The organism is Bacillus altaicus (genome assembly GCF_042136375.2).
Taxonomy (GTDB): domain Bacteria; phylum Bacillota; class Bacilli; order Bacillales; family Bacillaceae_G; genus Bacillus_A; species Bacillus_A cereus_U.
The window spans coordinates 3,487,181-3,507,902 of sequence record NZ_CM143394.1 but is presented as its reverse complement, the minus strand read 5'-3'; the positions used below and the strand labels follow the sequence as shown (position 1 = coordinate 3,507,902).

The following is a 20,722-nucleotide window of genomic DNA, read 5'->3' as shown; positions in this document are numbered from 1 at the left end:
TGATATGAATAATAAATCAAATACAAAGGTGGATGGAAAGGGCGATATTATATAAGATAGTTCGCAATCCTTCCACTTAGTACAAACTAGGGAGGATATTTATTTGAATCAAAATATTTTAGAATCGTTCGGCTGGGATTCATTTTTTGAAGAGCAAGCTGTAGAGAAGAATTATGAAGTAGGGCGTATTTTACTTGAGCATAAGCATATATATCGCATTATTTGTAGTGACGGTGAATATATGGCAGAACTGTCTGGGAAGTTTCGGCATGAAGCGTTAACGAAGGGGGATTATCCGGCAGTTGGTGATTGGGTGTATATAAAGAAAATAGAAAATGAGAAAAAGGCAATTATTCACCGTATTTTTCCAAGAAGAAGTTCTTTTTCAAGACAAGAAGCTGGTAACAGAACTGAAGAACAAATTATTGCAGCAAATGTAGATTATCTATTTTTAGTGAATGCTCTTAACCATGATTTCAACGTAAGAAGGATGGAACGTTATTTGCTGGTGGCTTATGAGAGTGGTGCAATGCCTGTTATTGTTTTAACGAAGAGTAGTTTATGTGAAGATGTGGAACAGAAAATTGCAGAAACTGAAGCAGTAGCAATCGGTGTTCCGATATTTGTTGTTGATAGCTTAGTGTACGTCGGAATAGAATCATTGCAACAATTTGTTTCACCAGGAAAAACAGTTGCTTTAGTTGGATCTTCAGGTGCAGGGAAATCTACTTTGTTAAATGCATTAATAGGAACAGATGTAGCAAAAACCGGAGATATACGTGAAGAAGATAGTAAAGGAAGACATACGACAACTCACCGTGAATTGTTCCAATTACCGAGTGGCGGTTTAGTAATTGATACTCCTGGTATGAGGGAACTTCAGCTTTGGGAAGGAAGCGCGGCAATTCAAACTACATTTTCTGATATTGAAGATCTTGCAAATACTTGCCGCTTTCGAGATTGTAAGCATGAGAATGAACCAGGATGCGCAGTGCGAAGTGCTATAGATAACGGAATTATAACCGTAGAGCGCTTGCTAAGCTATAAAAAGTTGCAAAGAGAATTGGCGTATTTTATGAGAAAACAAGATGCTATTCTCGCAAGAGCTGAGCGTGATAAGTGGAAGAAGATTTCTAAACAACATAAAAAAATGTAAAAAACCAAAGGAATATTCCTTTGGTTTTTTGTATTTGTAAATTTTATAATAATATTATTCATATATATAGACAAAGGGGGAATATTTGTTTAAACTTTACAAGGTGTTTATCAAAAACGAATTGTAAAAATAGAGGATAGGGAATGGGATATATTCATAATCGGTTATTTATCTTTAAAACTTAATATTTAAATGTAGGAGGTTTATAATGAGTAAACTGTTAAGGTGGTTTCGAGATATAAAAGTAGCAAAAAAGCTATTAATTTCATTTTTGATAATTTTAATTGCAGCTGTCTCTATTATTGGAGGAATGTCTTATCAAACGGCTAAAAAGAATTTTGAATCACAAATTACGAGTAGTGCTCACGATAATATAAAAATATTAGATAATTTAATCAATCAAATGATTGAGGCGAAATTTAACGAAGTAAATAACTTTGCACGAGTGATTCATAGTGATATGTATCAAGGAGATAATCAAGATGAATTAAGAAAGGTATTATCTCAATATATTAATTTAAATAAAGATATTGAACAAGTATATGTTGCCGGCAATGATAAGAAGTTTGTGCAAGAACCAAATATACAAATGGCAGCAGATTATGATCCAACAACTCGTTCTTGGTATAAAGATGCAGTGAGTAAACAAGGTGGAATCGTGGTCACTGAACCGTATAAGGCGAAAGGAAATGGACATATTGTCGTAACGATTGCGAAACAAACAGAAGATAAAAATGGTGTTGTTGCGGTAGATTTAAGTTTAGAGAATTTATTGAAAACAACAAAGTTAATCAATATTGGTAAAAAAGGATATACTTTCATTTTAGATGGAAAACAAAAAATAATTGCGCATCCTCAAGAAAAACCAGGAGATAAAGCAGCTGATTCTTGGGCAAAGAGAATTTACGAAGATAATCAAGGCACTTTTTCATACACGTATGATGGTAGTGAAAAGAAAATGGTATTTGCTACAAACTTAAAAACAGGTTGGAAAATCGGTGGAACGATGTACTCAAATGAAGTAATTGAAGCTGCTCAGCCTGTATTTTATAATATGTTAATTGTTATGCTTATTTCATTAGTTGTAGGAGGGGCACTTATTTATTTTGTAACTCTTTCTATTACAAAACCTTTAAAGAGATTAGTTGCCACTTCTAAAGAAATAAGTGAAGGAGATTTAACGCAAACAATTGAAATTCATTCAAACGATGAAATCGGTCAACTTGCAAAAGGTTTTAATGAAATGACAGATTCACTAAGAACGTTAATTGGAAGAATTAATGATTCGGCCGGGCATGTAGCAGCGGCATCAGAAGAGCTAACTGCGAGTGTAAGACAAGCGAGTGAAGCAACGGAACAAATTACAATGGCAATGGATGAAATATCAAGTGGGGCAACGACGCAAACAACAAGTGTAGAAAATGGTGCGATGTTACTGTTTGATGTAACAGAAGGAATTCAGCATGTAGCAAATAGTTCATCATCTATTAATACAGCTTCTACTCATACTCGTGAAAAAGCAGAAGATGGTGGGAAGCTAGTAGGGAAAACAGTAAATCAAATGCAGTCTATTGCAGAATCTGTTTCACAATCTGATGCAGTTATACAGTTATTAAATAATAAATCAAAGCAAATTGGTGACATATTAGAAGTAATCCAAAATATTGCAGATCAAACAAATCTTCTTGCTTTAAATGCTGCAATTGAAGCTGCAAGAGCTGGCGAGCACGGAAGAGGATTTGCGATCGTTGCAGATGAAGTACGTAAATTGGCAGAGCAATCTAGCGTATCTTCCAGTGAAATTAGTAAATTAATATGTGAAATACAAGATGATATGAGTAAGACAGTAAAATCTATGGGTCATGTAAATGAAGAAGTTCAATCTGGACTTGTTATTGCAAATGAAACGAAGCAAAACTTTGCTGAGATTTTACAATCTACAAATGAAATTGCTAATCAAATTAAAACGATGGTTGAAACGGCTAATGGGATGTCAAAAGGTGCCAATGAAGTATCTATTTCAGTAGGGAAAATTGCAATGACAGCACAGAATAATGCGACGAGTACACAAAGTGTCGCAGCGTCTGCTGAAGAACAATTAGCTTCGATGGAGGAAATTGGTTCCGCAGCTGGTACATTATCTCAAATGGCTGAAGAGTTGCAAGGATTAATTGAAAGATTTAAAGTTTAAAAAGAGGAGGCTGTCTCAAAATAGCATTAGTGCTATTAGAGACAGCCTTTTTAGCTGATAAACGGATTAGAGGTTCAATGTATTTAATGTTTGTCGAAAAATAGAGGAATTTGTTAAGTGGGTGTATAATTAATACATTATAGACTACGTTTAAAGGAGATCAATATGGGAGTGTATTGGGGAACGAAAAGACATTCTTGGCTTAGTTATGTCTCGTTTTGGTTAAGTATTTTATTCTTTGTTGTTTTTTTAATTGAAGTGTTTGTATTTAAAGCACTTTCAAATAGTTCATTACAAATCGTTAAATATTTTTATTTGATATTTGTCCCATTAAATATCATTCTTAGTTTAAGGTTATTATCTAAGAAGAATGAAAAGAAAATATTACCGATTTTTAGTTTAATTGTATCACTATTATTTGCAAGTTTAATTATAGTATTAGCATTAGCAGCTACAGGAAAAGGCTTATGAGGAGAGTGATATAAATTACTCTTCTTTTTTGTGGGATTTTTTAAGTAGTGTAAAAGAAATAAGGGAAGTGATAAGTTATCAGTAAGGGGGACGTACTAGTGAATAGAGAATGAACTGAAAATACTATATGTTTTGTATGTGTTTATAAAGCAAATGAATGCGGTAAGATTCGTGATATATGGTACAATAAACATGGATAGTGATAGAGATAAAGGGTATATAAAATACTCATCGTTTTTTAGTAAGAGAGGGGTTATCTTATGCTATACGAGGGTTTGATGACATTATTCCAAGCTGCGCCGATAGAATTGGATAGAGGCGGCTGGAAATATATAATCCAGGAACAAAATGATAATTATGAAATTGTTGATGAAATGTTAAAAAAGAAAATGAATGTTGAATTGTATTTTAATGAGTATGATGAGGTGAAAATCACTTTATATAAAGATGGAAGCCCTATTACTACTATGCAAAGAATTGCTATTTCAAAAGTTGAGTTAGATGAAGAGGAAGAAGGCATTCAATTCGTATTAGAACGCATGCCAAGTCGAATGATTCGTTTGCAATTAAAGCCATACCTTGCAGTAGAAATGGGGCCGTACTGGGAAGTATGTGAAGACTGTGAATGAACATGAAAAAACATCCGTATATACGGATGTTTTTTCATGTTTTTTGAAGTTGTTTAAAGGCAATAATCGGTAGTAAAATGATGCTCACCCAACCGATAATAGGGTATAGAATATGAAGTAATTCACTATATCCGATGAAACTAAAGCAATAACTAATTAGTAATATGAAGTAAATAATGTTATTACTTTTCCATCCGGTAATGGATTGCATTTGTTTTGTCATTCCGAATATATTCCCAACTAATGTTGTGAATACTTCACCAAAAATGATAAGAACAAAGAAAAAATGGAAAGTTGCATTAAACCTTCTTACAACTTCAGCCATTGGGATGTTATATTGATAAAATTGATCAACTGATAACATTGCTAAATGGCTACATAATAAAATAAAGCAAAGCCCCGCGCCTCCTAAAATGCCACCCCATAAAATAGCTTTTCGATCTTTTACTTCACTGGCCAATGGGACGAGAACACTTTGGGCGAGAGAAAGATTTAATGCGACATATGTAATAGGGCTAGTAATCCATTTCATATTCCAACTTTCGGTAGGAACAGTTTCAATAATAGGAGTTGTACCATGAATAAAGGTTGTAATAGCAAGTCCGATAATAAAAATCATCATAATAGGTACGACAAGTGTATTCACTTCAAAAACACCTTGTAATCCCCGGCTTCCAATAATGAGGCAGGCGATGACTGTGATGAAAATACCAAGTTGTCTCGGGAGACGGAGTTGTTCTTCAAATACTGCCCCGGCTCCTGATAACATAACGCTAGTTACGCCAAATAATACGAGTAATAATAAAGTATTTACGACATTTCCAAATACATCCCCAAATAAATATTTATTAAATTCTTGCGCTGAAAATGCCCCGATTTGTGATGAAAGTAACATCATTTTTGTACCGAGCCAAATAAAAAAAAATCCACTTATACATATGCCGATGGTCCCGTACAATCCGTTAACTGTAAAAAATTCAACAATTTCTCGCCCAGTAGCAAATCCAGCTCCAACGACCGTTCCGATATAAGTAGCAGCGACTTTCTTTGCTACTTGCCATTGTTGATTGTCCATGTTATCCCTCTTTCTTCTATGATGAGCTTGACTTACTATTATGCATATGTGTGAGCTTGGACAATTAGACATATGAAGTAGTTGAAAGGATACATGAATTATATGATATTAGGGAAATATTAAGGTTGTTAAAACTTTGTTACATATAAGCTGTTCATTCGGAAGAATAGGGAATGTATGGTAAAATGAAGTTAGGTTATTAAAAGATAGTAACATGATAAGAGGAGTGGATTGTATGAGTACGAAAACAAATGTTGTTGAAGTATTAAACAAGCAGGTAGCAAACTGGAATGTATTATATGTGAAACTGCATAATTATCATTGGTATGTGACAGGACCACACTTCTTTACATTACATGAGAAATTTGAAGAGTTTTATAATGAAGCAGGAACGTACATTGATGAGTTAGCAGAGCGTATTTTAGCGTTAGAAGGAAAACCGTTAGCGACAATGAAAGAGTATCTAGCAACTTCAACTGTAATCGAAGGGACAAGCAAAGAGTCTGCAGAAGAAATGGTACAAACTTTAGTAAACGATTTTTCTGCACTTATTCAAGAATTAAAAGAAGGTATGGAAGTAGCTGGTGAAGCTGGTGATGAAACGTCAGCTGATATGCTATTAGCAATTCATACGACATTAGAACAACATGTATGGATGTTAAGTGCATTCTTAAAATAAACATAAATTGATTTTTAAAAAACTCTATCGAAAAATTCTTTCAATAGAGTTTTTTATAATTTTTCAGTTTTCTTTTATGCTATAATATAGTAAAAAGGAGGCGATACGATGTTTCGCTTTTTCAGAACTGGAAAAGAAGATAGGGAAATTACGAAAGACGAATTAGAACAAGCGATGGCTAAGTTTCTAGAAACAAATGCTAATATCGTTTATACAGTCTTAGTAAATGATGATTACACAGTAAATTATGATTTGTTAAAGCCATATTTACCTGCATTTCCAACAAATTTTTTTCTGATAACGAAGGAAACGCTTGAAGTATTTGAACATACAGAAGAAAATTTAAACCTAGTTAAAGAAATTGATATCGTACAAAAGGCCGTAGATCAATATGTAACAGAAAAAGAAATGTTCCCAATTGTTGAAGATAGTGAAGATCGCCTCATATGCGGAGTGAAGCTAGGACCATATTTAAATCGTATATTAAAAAGAAACTTATATATTTCAGAAAAGCATTATCTAGTTTCAAGTAAACCAGATAAGAAAAAAAAGAATAGTGGGCAGATGTTATGAGAACAACAATAATATTATTGTTGTCTTTTTTTATTGTCAAAACATTGATTTTTCAGTCTATTTAACTTTATACTACAACTAGTGGATAGGAAGGAGTGGTGTATTATGCGTATACATACATTAATTATTAAATATCATTCTGAGAATCAGGTATTGTTAAGTTGAATTGTAGAATTCACCTACTTATACCGTGACCCTAGAATGATAGGAATATTGGAGAAACAATTATTATAAAAGGTTACGGGGGAATTTCTATATGAAAAATAGTATGACTTATATTAAGTTATTAAATGAAACGTTACATTGTTATGCAAATAAAGGAAGTTTTGAGGCGTATTCTTACATAGTGAAAAACGCTAAAGATGTAATGGGTAATGAAGCACAAATATATAATTTTAAATATGCATTAGCAAGTGCAGCAGGACTTGAAGGAGAAGCGTTGCATTTAATGAAGAAAGCAATTATAGAAAATGGATTTTGGTATGGAAGTGAGTATTTAATTTCCGATGATGATTTAAAACCACTACATAAATTTGAAGAGTTTCATAGAATGGTTCAATTATGTAAAGAAAGAGAAGAATTAGCAAAGAAATCGGAACAAGCAGACGTGAAATATACATACAGCAAACAAAATGAAAATCTATTAATAACGCTGCATGGGGATCAAGAAAATATACAAATAATAGAACCATATTGGAACTCTGTAATGGAACAAGGTTTTATGCTAGCGTTGCCTCAATCTTCCCAAATTCAATTTTCAGATGGATATGTTTGGGATAATGTCGAAAGAGGAAGAGAAGAGTTAAAAGGACATTACAATAAGATTATATTGAATAATACATTTGAAAATATTATTATTGGTGGCTTTTCTGCTGGGGCAAGAGTAGCGTTACATTCCATGTTACAAGGTGAAATAGAAGTGAACGGTTTTATTTTTGTGGCACCTTGGCTCCCGAAAATGGAAGAATGGGAAGAAATGATTGGAATATTACATGATAAAAGCATAAAAGGATATATAATATGCGGGAATCAAGATGAAGATTGTTTTGAAGGTACACAGCAATTTGTACAGTTATTAAAGGATAAAAACATAGAACATAAGTATAAAGTTGTGCCTAACTTAAATCATGATTATCCTCATAATTTTGATGAGTTATTAAAAGAAGCTATTGAATATATAGGAAGAAAAAACAATTGATTGGTAGTAAGAAAGGGAGATGCATCATATGTGATGTATCTCCCTTTCGCTATTATAAATTAAAAGCGTTTGCCAATAGGCGATAAGAGTTTAGTTTATGTTCAAATTGATGAGTAATCGTGACAATCATAAATTCGTCAGTATTATACGCTTTGCTTAAGTTTAATATTTTTTCTTTCACAGAAGACGGATCACCGACGATCATACGTTGACGATTTTCTTTTATACGGAATAAATCATAAGCACTATACGAATAATTTTGAGCAGTTTCAATAGAAGGAGTACCAGTAGTCCGTTTTCCTTGTTCTAATAGTAAAATCGATAAATCAAGGCTTGATGCAATCTTCTCCGCTTCTTCATTTGTTTCTCCGCAAATAACAAAAATAGATACGATTGATTTTGGTTTATCACCTAAATAGGAAGGTTGGAATTGTTCGTGATAAGCTTTCATTACTTCAGGGCCACCGTATCCGTTAATGAACTGTGCAAATGCAAAAGAAGCGCCTTGTTTTGCGGCAATCATTGCACTTTCTCCGCTAGAACCGAGCATCCACATTTCAGGAGATGTTGTGATAACTGGAGTAGCCTTTAAGTTTGCATAATGATGATTTTCTGGTACTTGATCATGTAAGTACATAGCAACATTTGCAATTTGTTCTGGATATTGATCAAGTGAGACCATTTTACCTTCTTGAAGTGCGCGAGTTGCTATCGGCATACCACCAGGTGCTCTCCCGACACCAAGGTCGATGCGGCCCCTATAAAGTGCTTCTAGAACGCGGAAATTCTCGGCAACTTTATATGGACTATAATGTGGCAGCATAACACCACCAGAACCAACTCTAATACGATCAGTTTTCGCGGCAATATGTGAAATGAGTATTTCTGGACTTGAACCAGCTAAGCTAACTGAATTATGGTGCTCGGATACCCAAAAACGTGTGAATCCTAGTTTTTCAACTTCTTGTGCAAGCGTAACTGTATGTGAAAAAGCTTCAACTGCTGTGCTACCATCTGAAATAGGTGATTGGTCTAATACACTTAATTTGATCATAGAATATACCTCTCAATCTTAATGTACATTCTATTATATATTTACTTACGAAAAATGCGTAGTGAAATGCTCACACAAAAAAGAGGGTGATATTATATCCGCTTTTAACGAGAGAATCCTCGTTCATAATGATTCATTTCGACTAAGTTTAATATATATTCGTAGTTATCGATCTCGAGTTTTATTTGTTCACGTTCTTTATTAGATAATTTCATATTACTAAGTTTTTTGCATAGGTGTTGTTTCTTTAATTCCAAATGCTTTTTTGTAGCATGGTAGTCATAAGTATGTTTCATTTATCTAACTCCTTCCTTACCGTTTCCTTATTATATGAAGCATGGGGAGATGCGAGAGCTATACCTTATGTATTTTTAGTGAATATTCCAATTGCTATGGTGTTATGTTTAAGGGGATTCCTGAATAAAATGCACTAAACCACTAATGCATATTTTATCCCGCATTAACGGGCAGTAAAACTCCCACCTCAAAATGCGGCTGGAGCAAAGAAGGTAGGTGGGAGATCAACTGCCCGTAAACGCCCGATTGGTGTGGGCTAATAATCAGTGGGGATGAACAAAACCCCCACTGATTAAAGTTTCACTTTATGAAGTAAGGGGTGGAATTGTGCAGAAAGATATAATGTTTAACACTGAGATGGATGAAACGTTAAAAGTTATAGATAAAGGATTGAAGACGACGACACGCCCGAAACAAATTATTGTAGTAGGGGCTGGTATGGCGGGATTAGTTTCGGCATCTTTATTAAAGGCTGCAGGACATCAAGTGAAGATTTTTGAAGCAAACAACCATGTAGGGGGCCGGATAGAGACGGTTAGAATGGAAGATACCGGATTATATCTAGATGTTGGAGCAATGAGAATACCATATTCGCATACATTAACGATGGCATATATAAGAAAGTTTGGGCTACAGGTGAGCCCTTTTATGAATAGGAATGAGACAGATATCATCTACGTAAATGGTCGGAAAACGACATTAAAACAATACGAAAAAGATCCAAGTATTTTAAGATATCCTGTGGAAATGAATGAAGTTGGGAAAACGTCTGAGGAACTATTAATGTTAGCGGTACAGCCCATTATAAATTTTATAAAAAAGAACCCAGAGAAAAATTGGGATATTGTAGTAAAGGATTTTGGGAGATATTCTACAGGTCAATTTTTAAAATATCATCCTTATCAATATAATACGTATTTTTCGCCAGTAACGATCGAGATGATTGGTGTTCTATTAGATTTAGAAGGTTTTTTGGAAAGGTCATTCGTTGAGACGTTACGATTTTTATACATTATGCAAGAGGAAAGTGGATTTTGCGAAATAATAGGTGGGAATGATAGATTACCAAAGTCTTTTTTACCACAATTAGAAGAAAATATTATATATAATCAAAAATTAATGAAGCTTCATCAACAAGCCAATGGTGTAACAGCCTATTACCGAAATGAGGAAACTTTTGAGTATAGTAGTATAACTGGCGATTTAGTTATTGTTACAATTCCTTTTTCAACAATGCGCTTTGTAGAAGTAGATCCATTTGATTCGATATCTCATGCGAAGTGGAAAACAATTCGCGAATTGCATTATATGCCGGCTACAAAAATAGGGATTCAATTTAAAAGTCGTTTTTGGGAGGAACAAGGGCAATTAGGTGGGAGAATTATAACAGATCTTCCTATACGTTATGCGTATTATCCAAGCCATGGAATCGGAGAGAAAGGACCTGCTATGATGTTAGGAAGCTATACATGGTCTTATGATGCATTGTTATGGGATGGGCTATCAAAGGGGGATCGTATCTATTACACACTACAAAATTTAGCAACAATATTAGGTGGTCAAGTATATGATGAGTTCATGTCTGGAATATCAAAAAGTTGGACATTAGATCCATATGCGCTTGGAGGGTTTGCACTATTTCAAGCTGGCCAAGAATCTGAATTACAGCCAGTCATTGTAAAACCAGAGGGGAGAATATATTTTGCTGGTGATCATACAACACTGTATCACGGATGGATTCAAGGTGCGATTGAATCCGGAGTGCGTGTGGCAGTAGAGGTGAATGATTAAAAAGTGTAAAATTCAGAAAAATATTTACTTTATACCTTGAGATGGATATTATTAAATATAAAATTATGGGGAGTGTTTACTTTGAATCCATTGTTATTCGATTTTCCTTCTGAATTTTATACTGAAAGGCTTTTAATTCGAATGCCAAAACCAGGTGACGGTAAGGTTGTATATGAAGCGATTCAAGCTTCGATGAAAGAATTAAAGCCTTGGATGGTCTTTGCACAAAAAGAGCAAACAAAGGAAGAAGTAGAAGAGAGTATTAGAAAATCGCATATTCAATTTTTGCAGCGTGAGGATTTGAGATTACTAGTGTTTTCGAAAGAAACAGGTGAATTTATTGCATCTGCCGGATTACATCGTATTAATTGGGATATACCTCAATTTGAAATCGGGTATTGGGTTGATTCAAGGTTTAGTGGAAAGGGCTATATGGTAGAGGCCACAAAAGGTATAACGGAGTATGCTTTCACTGAACTGAAAGCAAACCGGGTAGAAATTCGTTGTGATTCTCTAAATAAGAAGAGTAGAGCGATACCTGAGAAATTAGGTTTTAAATTAGAGGGGATTTTAGAAAGTGCGAGTGTTGCGGTAGATGAAAGTGGATTAAGAGATATGTGTGTATTTGCAATGACGAGAAATACATATGAAAAAGAAGAGCTGTAAAGTAACGGCTCTTCTTTTTGTACATTATGGGACAGGATGTCCGTTAGAGCTTTCGAAAATTGTAAACCATTGTTGACGGTCTAAATTAACTTTTGTTGCCATTGCAGCCGTTTTTACTCGATCTAATTTGCCAGATCCAACAATTGGCATCATTTTAGCTGGATGAGCAAGTAACCATGCATACATAACAGTATCGATGCTATCAACGCCTAGCTCAGTAGCAATTTTTTGTAAAGTTTCACGTACACGTACGGCGCGTTCTGATTGACCAGTAAAGATTTCTCCACCAGCAAGAGGTGACCAAATCATTGGATTGATTCGTTTTTCTTGGCATAAATCAATCGTACCTTTTTCAAAATGCTCAATTTGCATCGCAGATACTTCAATTTGATTTGTAATGAGCGGGAAATCTAAATATGAACTTAACATATTAAATTGAGAAGGTAAAAAGTTAGAAACACCGAAGTGACGAACTTTTCCTTCTTGCTTTAAGCGTGAGAACGCTTCTGCCACTTCGTTTGGGTCCGTGAATGGATCAGGACGATGAATGAGCAATACATCAATATAATCTGTATGTAAGTTTTGTAACGAATCCTCCGCGCTCTTTATGATATGTTCAGCACTCGTATTGTAGTGAGCAACATATCGCTCTGGAAATTTCGGTGATGGGGGAGCGATTCCACATTTTGTGATAATTTGCATGTTTTCGCGTAAGGAAGGCTTGAGTTGTAACGCTTCTCCAAACAATCCTTCACACGTATACCCACCATAAATATCAGCGTGATCGAAAGTAGTAATCCCCAAATCCATACAGTCTTCAATAAAAGAAAGTAATTCTTGTTTCGTCATATTCCATTCTGCTAAACGCCAAAACCCTTGAATAATACGAGAAAATTCTAGTGTTTCGGCCATTTGAACTCGTTCCATTATAAGTACCCCCTTGATGAATGATAATGTTTTTGAAAAGGCTTTCTTGCTACATATTATTATATAGTTACAGGGTCGTACATACAATAAATATGTTTTGCTACAAAAACGATTTTTTCTATATGCTATAATATAGAAACATTTAGCTATAAGGAGAGGTACGAAATGATTCCAGTAACAATATTAACGGGTTTTCTTGGATCAGGGAAAACAACATTATTAAATCGAATTTTAACAGAGAATCACGGTCGGAAATTAGCAGTGATTGTAAATGAAATCGGGCAAATTGGTATCGATAATCAATTAATTATGAACGTTGAAGAAGAAATTATGGAAATGACAAACGGTTGTTTATGCTGTACTGTGCGAGAAGATTTACTCGTTGCTTTAAAACAATTACTGGACGTAAAAGCAGAAGGGAAAATGGAATTTGATGGTTTAGTAATTGAAACAACGGGTCTTGCAAATCCAGGTCCGATTATTCAAACTTTCTTTTTAGATCCAGTTATTCAATCAGCGTACCAAATAAACGGTGTTGTAACAGTTGTAGATAGCTATCATATACATAAACATTTTGAAAAAGGACTAGAAGCAAAAGCACAAATTGCCTTTGCTGATGTTGTGTTAGTTAATAAATTAGATTTAATTGAAGAAAATGAGAAAGAAAATCTCTTGCATGAACTTCAAGGAATTAATCCGACTGCAAAGTTAATCGAGGCTACTAACTGTGAGGTAGATATTCCATCATTACTACAAATACAAACGTTTAAAACGAAAGATACGTTGCAAATTTATCCTCATACTGAACATAACCATCTAGAAGGTGTAAAATCGTTTGTACTACGTGAAGAACGTCCGTTAGATTTACAAAAATTGAATGAGTGGATGTCAGCTGTCGTTCAAGAACTAGGGGAGTATTTATATCGCTACAAAGGAATTTTATCTATTGATGGAGTAGACAAACGTATCGTTTTCCAAGGTGTACATACACTGTTTGCTGCTTCGTACGATAGAGAGTGGCAAGAGGGCGAAGAGCGAGTGAGTGAAGTAGTTTTCATCGGAAAAGATATTAATAAAGAATGGTTCCAAGAACATTTTGAAGAATGTGTGAAATAAGTCTGCGTAAATCGCAGGCTTATTTTTTATGAGTATTTCAATGAGATAATACAAGATTACAAAAATGAAGTATATAAGGGGAAGAAACTAAAAATAGAAAATATAACATTGATAAACGTATAATAAAAAGCCTATTTTCACAGGCTTGTATTTTCATCTATAAGTAATTCCATTACAACACCTACAACTGGGCCTTCGTCATCAATATCCCCGTTTAAACGGAAGCCAAATGACTCATATAGCCCCATTGCGTGTTTGTTGTCAGGATGTAAACTTAAATAAATTATTTTACATTCGAATTTTTGTTGCAAGAATTGAATTAGTAAGCGAAGGAAACGTTTTGCGTATCCTTTTCCTTGGAATTGTTGGTCGATCATAAAACGATCTAACCATACGCTTTCATGTTTTTTCCAATACCATCCATACATTGCATATCCAACAAGTGTTTCTTCATCATATAGACCTACTGACATCCCGTTATCTTCATATAATGATTCCGCTAAGGAAAACGCATTACTTTCAATAAATTGCTGCTGGTCTTTTGTTACGCTTAAAGCAGCTACTGAACGCCAATTTTCTGCTGTTACTTCACAAATGTGAAGATTCATAGTTCCAACTCACCTTCTAAATTAGTATAGCTTAAAAGCTAATATGGATTATTTTACTTGTTATTTTAGTCAAGTCAAGGACAAATACAGAAAAGGCAGCTGAATGACATATTCAGCTGCCTAGAAAATATAGTTGATTAGTTTGTTGCTTCTTTTAAATTATTTACGTTTTCTTCCATTAATGTGAAGTAATCTTTATTGTTCTTTGCATCATCCTCAGAAATAGTAGCAAGGTGATTTAAGCGTAAAATTTTTGTGCCTGTTTCTTTTTGAATAACTGATGCTACTTTTGGAGTAGAGAATGTTTCAAATAAAATATATTGTAGACCGTGCTCTTTTACTGTTTTTGTAATGTCAGCAAGCTGCTTTTGAGATGGTTCATCAGATGCTGAAATTCCAGCGATTGGAATTTGTTTCAAACCGTATCGTTGTTCCCAGTAGCCGTAAGCTGCGTGTGAAACTAATATTTCTTTCGTTTTTGCATTTGCAACAACTGCTTTAAATTGATCATCTAAATCAGTAAATTTTGTTTGTAGTGCTGCGAAGTTTTTTTCGAACTCTTTTTTATGTTCAGGCTGTAATTCTACAAGTGCATTTTTAATTTTTTCTGCTTGTTTCATCGCAAGAGTAGGATCTATCCAAACGTGTGGATCTTTATCGTGATGATGTTCATCTTCTTTATGACCGTCTCCATGATCGTGCTGCTCTTCTTCAGATGAAACACGAAGTTCGATATCTTTAGATGCATTTACAATTTTTACGTTTTCTTTTTTTAATGATTTTTCCATTTTTTCGGCAAATGGTTCTAATTCTGCGCCGTTATAAACAAATAAATCGGCTTTCGCAACTTGTACAGTCTGCTTTTGACTTGGTTCAAATGTGTGGGAATCCGCACCAGGTGGGTAAATTGTTTCTACATTTACATAATCACCACCGATTTTTTTTGCAAAGTCAGCGAGTGGGAAAATGGTTGTATAAACAGAGAGTTTCCCATCTTTTTGCGCTGCACCTTCTTTGTTGTTAGAACATCCAGCAAAGATGAGTGTGAAAATAAGTATAAATGAAAATAGAGCTAATTTTTTAGGCATATATTTCTCCTCTTTTCTTTTTTACAATTATATTTTCTCCAAATATAAGAAGAAAATATCGTTTTAATACAAAACGGAATAATTACGTTTTAGGTTGCGAACCTAGTATAATACATCTTTATGAAAGTTGCAATAAATAATAATCATTACGATTTGATTTTGTAATAAATCTGTCAAAAAGAAAGGTATTAATTTTTATGATTGGTGCATATGTGACAATGTTACTTTCATATATTGGGAGGGAGCAGAAAAAAGGGGATGAGCGCTTGGGTTACTTCATGGAAGCTATCTTATTAATACTTGCGGTTGTTTTGCCATTATCTTTTGTTTTAATTTTTTTAAGAAGACTAATAAGTAATTTAGGGGATGCTACAACAATTACAAAATTGCCAGCAGAAGAAAAAGAAGAGAAAAAAGAGTAAGTAAAGCACTATGCATACGCATAGTGCTTTACTTATGGTAAAATGGGAGAACGGAAACTCCTGTTAGCGACGATTAGCTATAGGAGAGAATAGTAAATAAAGAGGTATACACATATATGAATAAGCGAACAGCGTTAGTACTTGGCGCAAGTGGGTTAGTTGGACAAGAAATAACGCGACTATTACTTGACTCAGATTACTACGATTCGGTTACTATTTTTGTAAGGGAACCATTACAATTACAGCATGAGAAATTGCAACAGAAACAGGTGGATTTTTCAGTATTAGAGGAATACAAAGAATTTTTTGCAGTAGATGATGTTTTTAGTTGCTTAGGAACAACGATAAAAAAAGCGAAGTCGAAGTCGAATTTTAAAAAAGTAGATTATGAATATACATTACGAGCTGCCTGCTTAGCTGAAAAACAAGGCGTGCAAAATTTTCTTGTTATTTCATCAATGGGAGCAAAACCTAAATCATTTTTCTTTTACTCGCAAGTGAAGGGGAAAATGGAAGAGGAGCTGAAAAAGCTAGTTATTGGTGGCATACATATTTTCAGGCCGTCATTATTAGTTGGAAATCGACAAGAATATCGTTTGGGGGAAAGAATGGCTGAGAAATTATCTCGTATTCTTCCGTTTATATTTAAAGGGGCTTTTAAAAAGTATAAACCAATTTCAGCTAAAGATGTGGCGAAAGGAATGTATATAACAGCGCTACGTGAAGAATCTGGTATTCATATTTATAGTTCAAACGATATTATAGAAATAAAATAAGTAAAACCGAGAAGAATAATTTAAACGTACTATAATTATTAGTGGATACTATGTTCAGTATAGAGCATGGTATCCACTTTCTTTTTATATAATAAAATTTTATACAGATATAAAAGGATACGTCTTCTATATACAGAATATTAACTCAATAATAGATTTTTAAACAGCGGAGGGCATAGCCCATAGCGGGAGGCGTAGCGCGGTTTTTGACCGAGCGTAATAAACAAAGCTTTAGGTGGTGAAGAACTTGAAGGTTCAAGAAGTGATATTAGACGATAACAGAAAAAGGTATATGTTATTAGATTGCAAGGGATTTCCTATTCTTCCTGTGATAAGGTATTTGAAGTATTTAGATGTAACTGGTAAAAGTAGAAATACACAAAAGACGTATTGTTATGCTTTAAAAAAGTATTTTACATACTTGAAAGAAACAAATAAAGATTACAAGAGTATACGTTTAGAGGATTTAGCAAAATTTGTGGGTTGGTTACGAAATCCTTATGAAAGTACAAAGATTACTTCTTTTAGACCTGTACAGGCAAAGAACACAGAGAAGACAGTGAACCTGACGGTCACCACTGTCACAAACTTCTATGACTACTTGTATCGTAATGAAGAGTTACCAAATGACATGAGTGAAAAATTAATGAGACAGATCTTCACAGGAGGACGCACACGATACAAGAGTTTTCTGCATCATGTTAATAAGAACAAGTCTTCTGTGAGAAATGTATTAAAAGTGAAAGAACCCCGTAAAAAGGTACAAACACTCACTAAAAAACAAGTACAACAAGTAATTGAGGCAACAACCAATATACGAGACGCATTTCTAATCCAATTATTATTTGAGACAGGATTACGTATTGGAGAGGTTCTATCCCTCTTCATGGAAGACTTTATCTTTGACCATCAAAATGGACATCGGATTCGTTTGACGAACCGAGGAGAATTAGAAAACGGAGCAAAATTAAAAACAGGTGAACGAGAAATTTTTGTTTCACAAAATTTAATGGATTTGTACGATGATTATCTGTATGAAGTTGTTGATGAATTAGATTTCGATACAAACTTTGTATTTGTAAAATTGCGAGGGAAAAATGTAGGACAACCAATGAGATATTGGGACGTAGAATCTCTTTTTAAACGTTTGAGAAAAAAATCTGGAATAGATGTTCATCCTCACTTATTTCGCCATACCCACGCAACAATGTACTATCAGGAAACGAAAGATATCAAGCAAGTACAAGAACGATTAGGGCATGCTCAAATACAAACAACTATGAATCTATATATTCATCCTTCGGAAGAAGATATCCGTGAGGATTGGGAAAAAGCACAACATGCATTTGAAATGAAGAAAAAGAATTATATGGGGTTGAGAGGATGAAACGGATTCAAAAAGTACACACAGAAAAATTAGGATTTCATGAACAATTACAGCAGGAATTATTCACCTATCCAGAGAAAACTGTTCACAAAGATGGTTCAGTTACAGTTAAACAAGTAAAAAATCCATATTTTTTAGTAAATAGTATATGGAACATTAACTTTTTAAAACAGATAAAGCAGTTTAAAAAAATGACAGCAAACCATAAAATCCAAAATAAAAATGTTCATTTTCGATTCATAAGTCCCACTATTAATTTGGAAGTGAAATATGTATGGTATTACAAATTATTCGAGGATGAATGGAGTTTGAATAGTATATTTCAAGGGCAAGCGTCTATGCTGAATAAATTAACATTATTTATGAATCAAAAATATCCCACTCTCTATTCTCTACTTGATTTGAATATCGACAACGTAGAACGAGAGTGGCTATTTTGGTTAGGGGAGCAAGGAATCGAGACTCAAAAAATTGTTCGAACTATAACTTATGGTGAATATACAAATAAAACAGGCACAGCAAACTTTTTAAGACTCATCCATTCAAAACTCTTTACGTTAACAGATACACGTGAGGAATGGGTAAAAGACCGATGGGATGTACGCATATTACATGATACATATGGGATTTCATATAACAAATGTACGACTATGTATTACATAGATTTCACAAAAATTAAAGAAGGAAATATGCGTAAACAAATAAAGAAATATATTAAACAACGTCTTCTAAGCAATAACAATTTCTCTTGGGCTTCAGCAAGGAGCTACTTGAATGAACTATCCAAATTTGTGTCTTTTATATGCTCATTAGAGCCTACATGGAATGATTTAAAGGGGCTCAAACGATCTCATATGGAGCAATACATAGAATGGTTACACATGTATTCCAAAAGTAATGTAAAACAAAAAAACGCACACCCTAAGAGCTATGTAACAAAGAATTTAACATTAATAGGGAAATTTTTAGAAGATATTCAACAATATGAATACGACATTTCTCCTGAAACACCTACGCGGTTATTACTCTTTCCAGCGGACAAGCCAAAGCTCAGAAAAAAAACTATCGACCAAATTGACCATATCCCTGACTTTGTATTAGAGCAACTATTCACGCACATCAACGATTTACATGAGGAAATCATACCTATCGTATGGGTAGCTTTTAAAACAGGGCTTCGCATTTCGGATGTATTAGGATTAACCTTTGATTGTTTAGGGTGTTTAAATGGTAAATACTCCATTGTCACAGATATTGAAAAAACCTATGTAAAAGGGCATCGAATACCTATAGATGAGGAATTAGCAAACATCCTGGCTGTTCTCATTCAACAATCTAAAGAGAACAGCAATCAAGATAACAACCCTGAAGCGTTCATCTTTGTACGTTATCATGGTACTCGTAAAGGAAAACCTTATGACCAATATTGGGTTAGAAAGCAACTGAATATCTTGTCAAACGAGAAAAACATTGTAGACGAGAAAGGGGATATTTTTCACTTCAAAACACATCAATTTCGTCACACCTATGCGATAAAAATGTTAAACGGTGGTGCAGACATATTGACCGTACAAGAATTGTTAGCCCATGCTTCTCCTGAAATGACATTGCGATACGCAAAATTATTGGATGACACAAAGAGGAAGACTTTTGAAGCTGTCATGAATCAAGGTATATTCAGTTTTGACTTGAACGGTGATGTGAAGAAAATCAAAGTTGACGAAGACATTCCTAATGATATTTTAAATGCTTTGTGGCAAGACCATAAACTAAATGCAATGGACAATCCCTACGGGACGTGTCACGCTCGTTTAAATGGTAATTGTCCTCACATGGAAGCACCTCCTTGTCTCACATGTAACGGTGGAAGCCCTTGTAAAGACTTAGCTATCGGATTTTCAGAATTAGATGTGCAAAAATATGAATTGCTAATTAAAACAACAGCAAAAGCTATGGATGTATCAAAGCAACGTGGGCGAGAAGAGATTACAGAAAAACATAATATAAATTTACAACTTTATAAGGGGATTTTGAGCAATATTCAACAAGGGAATATTATTTTTGGTAGACAAGACCGTATAAAGAGAAAGAGAGGTATGAAGAATGGTTAAATATGACCGTATAGCTCATATGAAAAGTATTCATGCCCAACGAAAGGCAAGTACTTATGCGAAAGTAGATGAAGCTATTCAAAGACTTATTCGAGCCAATGAAACGATAAATTTTAACAGTGTAGCAAGTGAATCTGGTGTTAGCAAAGGTACTTTATATAATACCTCAGACCTTCGTGAAAGGATTGAAAAATTAAGATTACAACAATCTCAAACACTTACAAAAAAACAATTAAAAAGAGAAATGAATGATGCTAACAAAGGTGCACTTATAGAAACATTGAAACGAAAAATAAAAAAAATAGAAATCGAAAATAAAGAACTTCGAGAACAACTGAAAGTGGCATATGCGGATGTATACAAGAGGATTTAGGGGATGAGGTGTACATTGACAATAAAATTGTTTTATTTATAATAAAGTCGTTTAAAAGTTAATAAAGTTGTTTCATTTTAAATGCTTTTTAGCGAAGGATAGTTTAGCAGGATGTGATAAAATTAAATAAAAGT

General features: G+C 34.1%; 21 protein-coding genes. 15 read left to right on the top strand and 6 right to left on the bottom strand.

Annotated features, from left to right (window positions below):
- Positions 1-103 precede the first annotated feature (103 nt).
- The 4 genes from rsgA to ACE38F_RS18195 all read left to right on the top strand — a co-directional run bounded on the left by rsgA (position 104) and on the right by ACE38F_RS18195 (position 4,447).
- Positions 104-1,156 carry a ribosome small subunit-dependent GTPase A gene (rsgA, locus tag ACE38F_RS18210; RefSeq protein ID WP_375370677.1) on the top strand — a complete coding sequence of 351 codons (1,053 nt, stop codon included), beginning with the start codon at positions 104-106 and terminating at the stop codon, positions 1,154-1,156.
- A gap of 208 nt (positions 1,157-1,364) precedes the next feature.
- Positions 1,365-3,347 (top strand): methyl-accepting chemotaxis protein, encoded by a 1,983-nt coding sequence (locus ACE38F_RS18205; RefSeq protein WP_375370678.1) that lies wholly within the window; start codon positions 1,365-1,367, stop codon positions 3,345-3,347.
- A gap of 165 nt (positions 3,348-3,512) precedes the next feature.
- Positions 3,513-3,818, top strand: a complete 306-nt coding sequence (locus ACE38F_RS18200) for a hypothetical protein (protein WP_199671646.1) — start codon at positions 3,513-3,515, stop codon at positions 3,816-3,818.
- Between the two features lie 260 nt (positions 3,819-4,078).
- On the top strand, positions 4,079-4,447 hold the full coding sequence (locus ACE38F_RS18195) for a DUF3979 family protein (protein ID WP_199671645.1): 369 nt from the start codon (positions 4,079-4,081) through the stop codon (positions 4,445-4,447).
- Between the two features lie 34 nt (positions 4,448-4,481).
- Here the strand turns inward: ACE38F_RS18195 and ACE38F_RS18190 are convergent, their stop codons facing one another.
- Entirely contained in the window at positions 4,482-5,522 is a 1,041-nt protein-coding gene (locus ACE38F_RS18190; RefSeq protein WP_215556082.1) for a YkvI family membrane protein, read from the bottom strand.
- A gap of 235 nt (positions 5,523-5,757) precedes the next feature.
- Between ACE38F_RS18190 and ACE38F_RS18185 the strand changes: the two genes are divergently transcribed.
- The 3 genes from ACE38F_RS18185 (at position 5,758) to ACE38F_RS18175 (ending at position 7,972) form a co-directional block, all read left to right on the top strand.
- Positions 5,758-6,201 carry a Dps family protein gene (locus ACE38F_RS18185; protein ID WP_002200786.1) on the top strand — a complete coding sequence of 148 codons (444 nt, stop codon included), beginning with the start codon at positions 5,758-5,760 and terminating at the stop codon, positions 6,199-6,201.
- Between the two features lie 108 nt (positions 6,202-6,309).
- Entirely contained in the window at positions 6,310-6,774 is a 465-nt protein-coding gene (locus tag ACE38F_RS18180; RefSeq protein ID WP_000488199.1) for a DUF3939 domain-containing protein, read from the top strand.
- A gap of 256 nt (positions 6,775-7,030) precedes the next feature.
- A complete protein-coding gene (locus tag ACE38F_RS18175; protein WP_375370679.1) occupies positions 7,031-7,972 on the top strand; it encodes an alpha/beta hydrolase in 942 nt (313 codons plus the stop codon).
- Positions 7,973-8,024: 52 nt separating this feature from the next.
- Here ACE38F_RS18175 and ACE38F_RS18170 read toward each other — a convergent pair whose 3' ends face one another.
- Both ACE38F_RS18170 and ACE38F_RS18165 read right to left on the bottom strand, forming a co-directional pair.
- A complete protein-coding gene (locus ACE38F_RS18170; protein ID WP_375370680.1) occupies positions 8,025-9,026 on the bottom strand; it encodes an LLM class flavin-dependent oxidoreductase in 1,002 nt (333 codons plus the stop codon).
- A gap of 104 nt (positions 9,027-9,130) precedes the next feature.
- The gene (locus ACE38F_RS18165; RefSeq protein ID WP_016104605.1) at positions 9,131-9,322 is read right to left on the bottom strand and encodes a DUF3896 family protein; all 192 of its coding nucleotides are present in this window, start codon (positions 9,320-9,322) and stop codon (positions 9,131-9,133) included.
- Between the two features lie 328 nt (positions 9,323-9,650).
- Between ACE38F_RS18165 and ACE38F_RS18160 the strand changes: the two genes are divergently transcribed.
- Entirely contained in the window at positions 9,651-11,114 is a 1,464-nt protein-coding gene (locus tag ACE38F_RS18160) for a flavin monoamine oxidase family protein (RefSeq protein ID WP_375370681.1), read from the top strand.
- A gap of 81 nt (positions 11,115-11,195) precedes the next feature.
- Positions 11,196-11,780: a GNAT family N-acetyltransferase gene (locus ACE38F_RS18155; protein ID WP_375370682.1), complete on the top strand. Its 585-nt coding sequence runs from the start codon at positions 11,196-11,198 to the stop codon at positions 11,778-11,780.
- Between the two features lie 24 nt (positions 11,781-11,804).
- Here ACE38F_RS18155 and ACE38F_RS18150 read toward each other — a convergent pair whose 3' ends face one another.
- On the bottom strand, positions 11,805-12,707 hold the full coding sequence (locus ACE38F_RS18150) for an aldo/keto reductase (protein WP_375370683.1): 903 nt from the start codon (positions 12,705-12,707) through the stop codon (positions 11,805-11,807).
- 165 nt (positions 12,708-12,872) lie between these two features.
- Between ACE38F_RS18150 and ACE38F_RS18145 the strand changes: the two genes are divergently transcribed.
- Positions 12,873-13,823 (top strand): CobW family GTP-binding protein, encoded by a 951-nt coding sequence (locus tag ACE38F_RS18145; RefSeq protein ID WP_375370684.1) that lies wholly within the window; start codon positions 12,873-12,875, stop codon positions 13,821-13,823.
- Between the two features lie 137 nt (positions 13,824-13,960).
- On the opposite strand, the gene ACE38F_RS18140 is transcribed toward ACE38F_RS18145, so the two are convergent.
- On the bottom strand, positions 13,961-14,431 hold the full coding sequence (locus ACE38F_RS18140; RefSeq protein ID WP_375370685.1) for a GNAT family N-acetyltransferase: 471 nt from the start codon (positions 14,429-14,431) through the stop codon (positions 13,961-13,963).
- A gap of 137 nt (positions 14,432-14,568) precedes the next feature.
- Positions 14,569-15,519 (bottom strand): metal ABC transporter substrate-binding protein, encoded by a 951-nt coding sequence (locus ACE38F_RS18135; protein ID WP_375370686.1) that lies wholly within the window; start codon positions 15,517-15,519, stop codon positions 14,569-14,571.
- 197 nt (positions 15,520-15,716) lie between these two features.
- Here ACE38F_RS18135 and ACE38F_RS18130 point away from each other — a divergent pair, with 197 nt between their 5' ends.
- The 5 genes from ACE38F_RS18130 (at position 15,717) to ACE38F_RS18110 (ending at position 20,588) form a co-directional block, all read left to right on the top strand.
- A complete protein-coding gene (locus tag ACE38F_RS18130; protein WP_002012427.1) occupies positions 15,717-15,941 on the top strand; it encodes a hypothetical protein in 225 nt (74 codons plus the stop codon).
- Between the two features lie 116 nt (positions 15,942-16,057).
- Complete coding sequence (locus ACE38F_RS18125) at positions 16,058-16,717, top strand: oxidoreductase (RefSeq protein ID WP_375370687.1); 660 nt, start codon at positions 16,058-16,060, stop codon at positions 16,715-16,717.
- A gap of 247 nt (positions 16,718-16,964) precedes the next feature.
- Entirely contained in the window at positions 16,965-18,104 is a 1,140-nt protein-coding gene (locus ACE38F_RS18120; protein ID WP_375370688.1) for a tyrosine-type recombinase/integrase, read from the top strand.
- The gene (locus ACE38F_RS18115) at positions 18,101-20,215 is read left to right on the top strand and encodes a tyrosine-type recombinase/integrase (RefSeq protein WP_375370690.1); all 2,115 of its coding nucleotides are present in this window, start codon (positions 18,101-18,103) and stop codon (positions 20,213-20,215) included. Before ACE38F_RS18120 ends, ACE38F_RS18115 begins: the two co-directional genes overlap by 4 nt.
- Positions 20,208-20,588, top strand: coding sequence for a DUF6262 family protein (locus tag ACE38F_RS18110; RefSeq protein ID WP_375370691.1), 381 nt, complete (start codon positions 20,208-20,210; stop codon positions 20,586-20,588). The genes ACE38F_RS18115 and ACE38F_RS18110 overlap by 8 nt, the downstream gene beginning before the upstream one ends.
- The last annotated feature ends 134 nt before the right edge of the window (positions 20,589-20,722 follow it).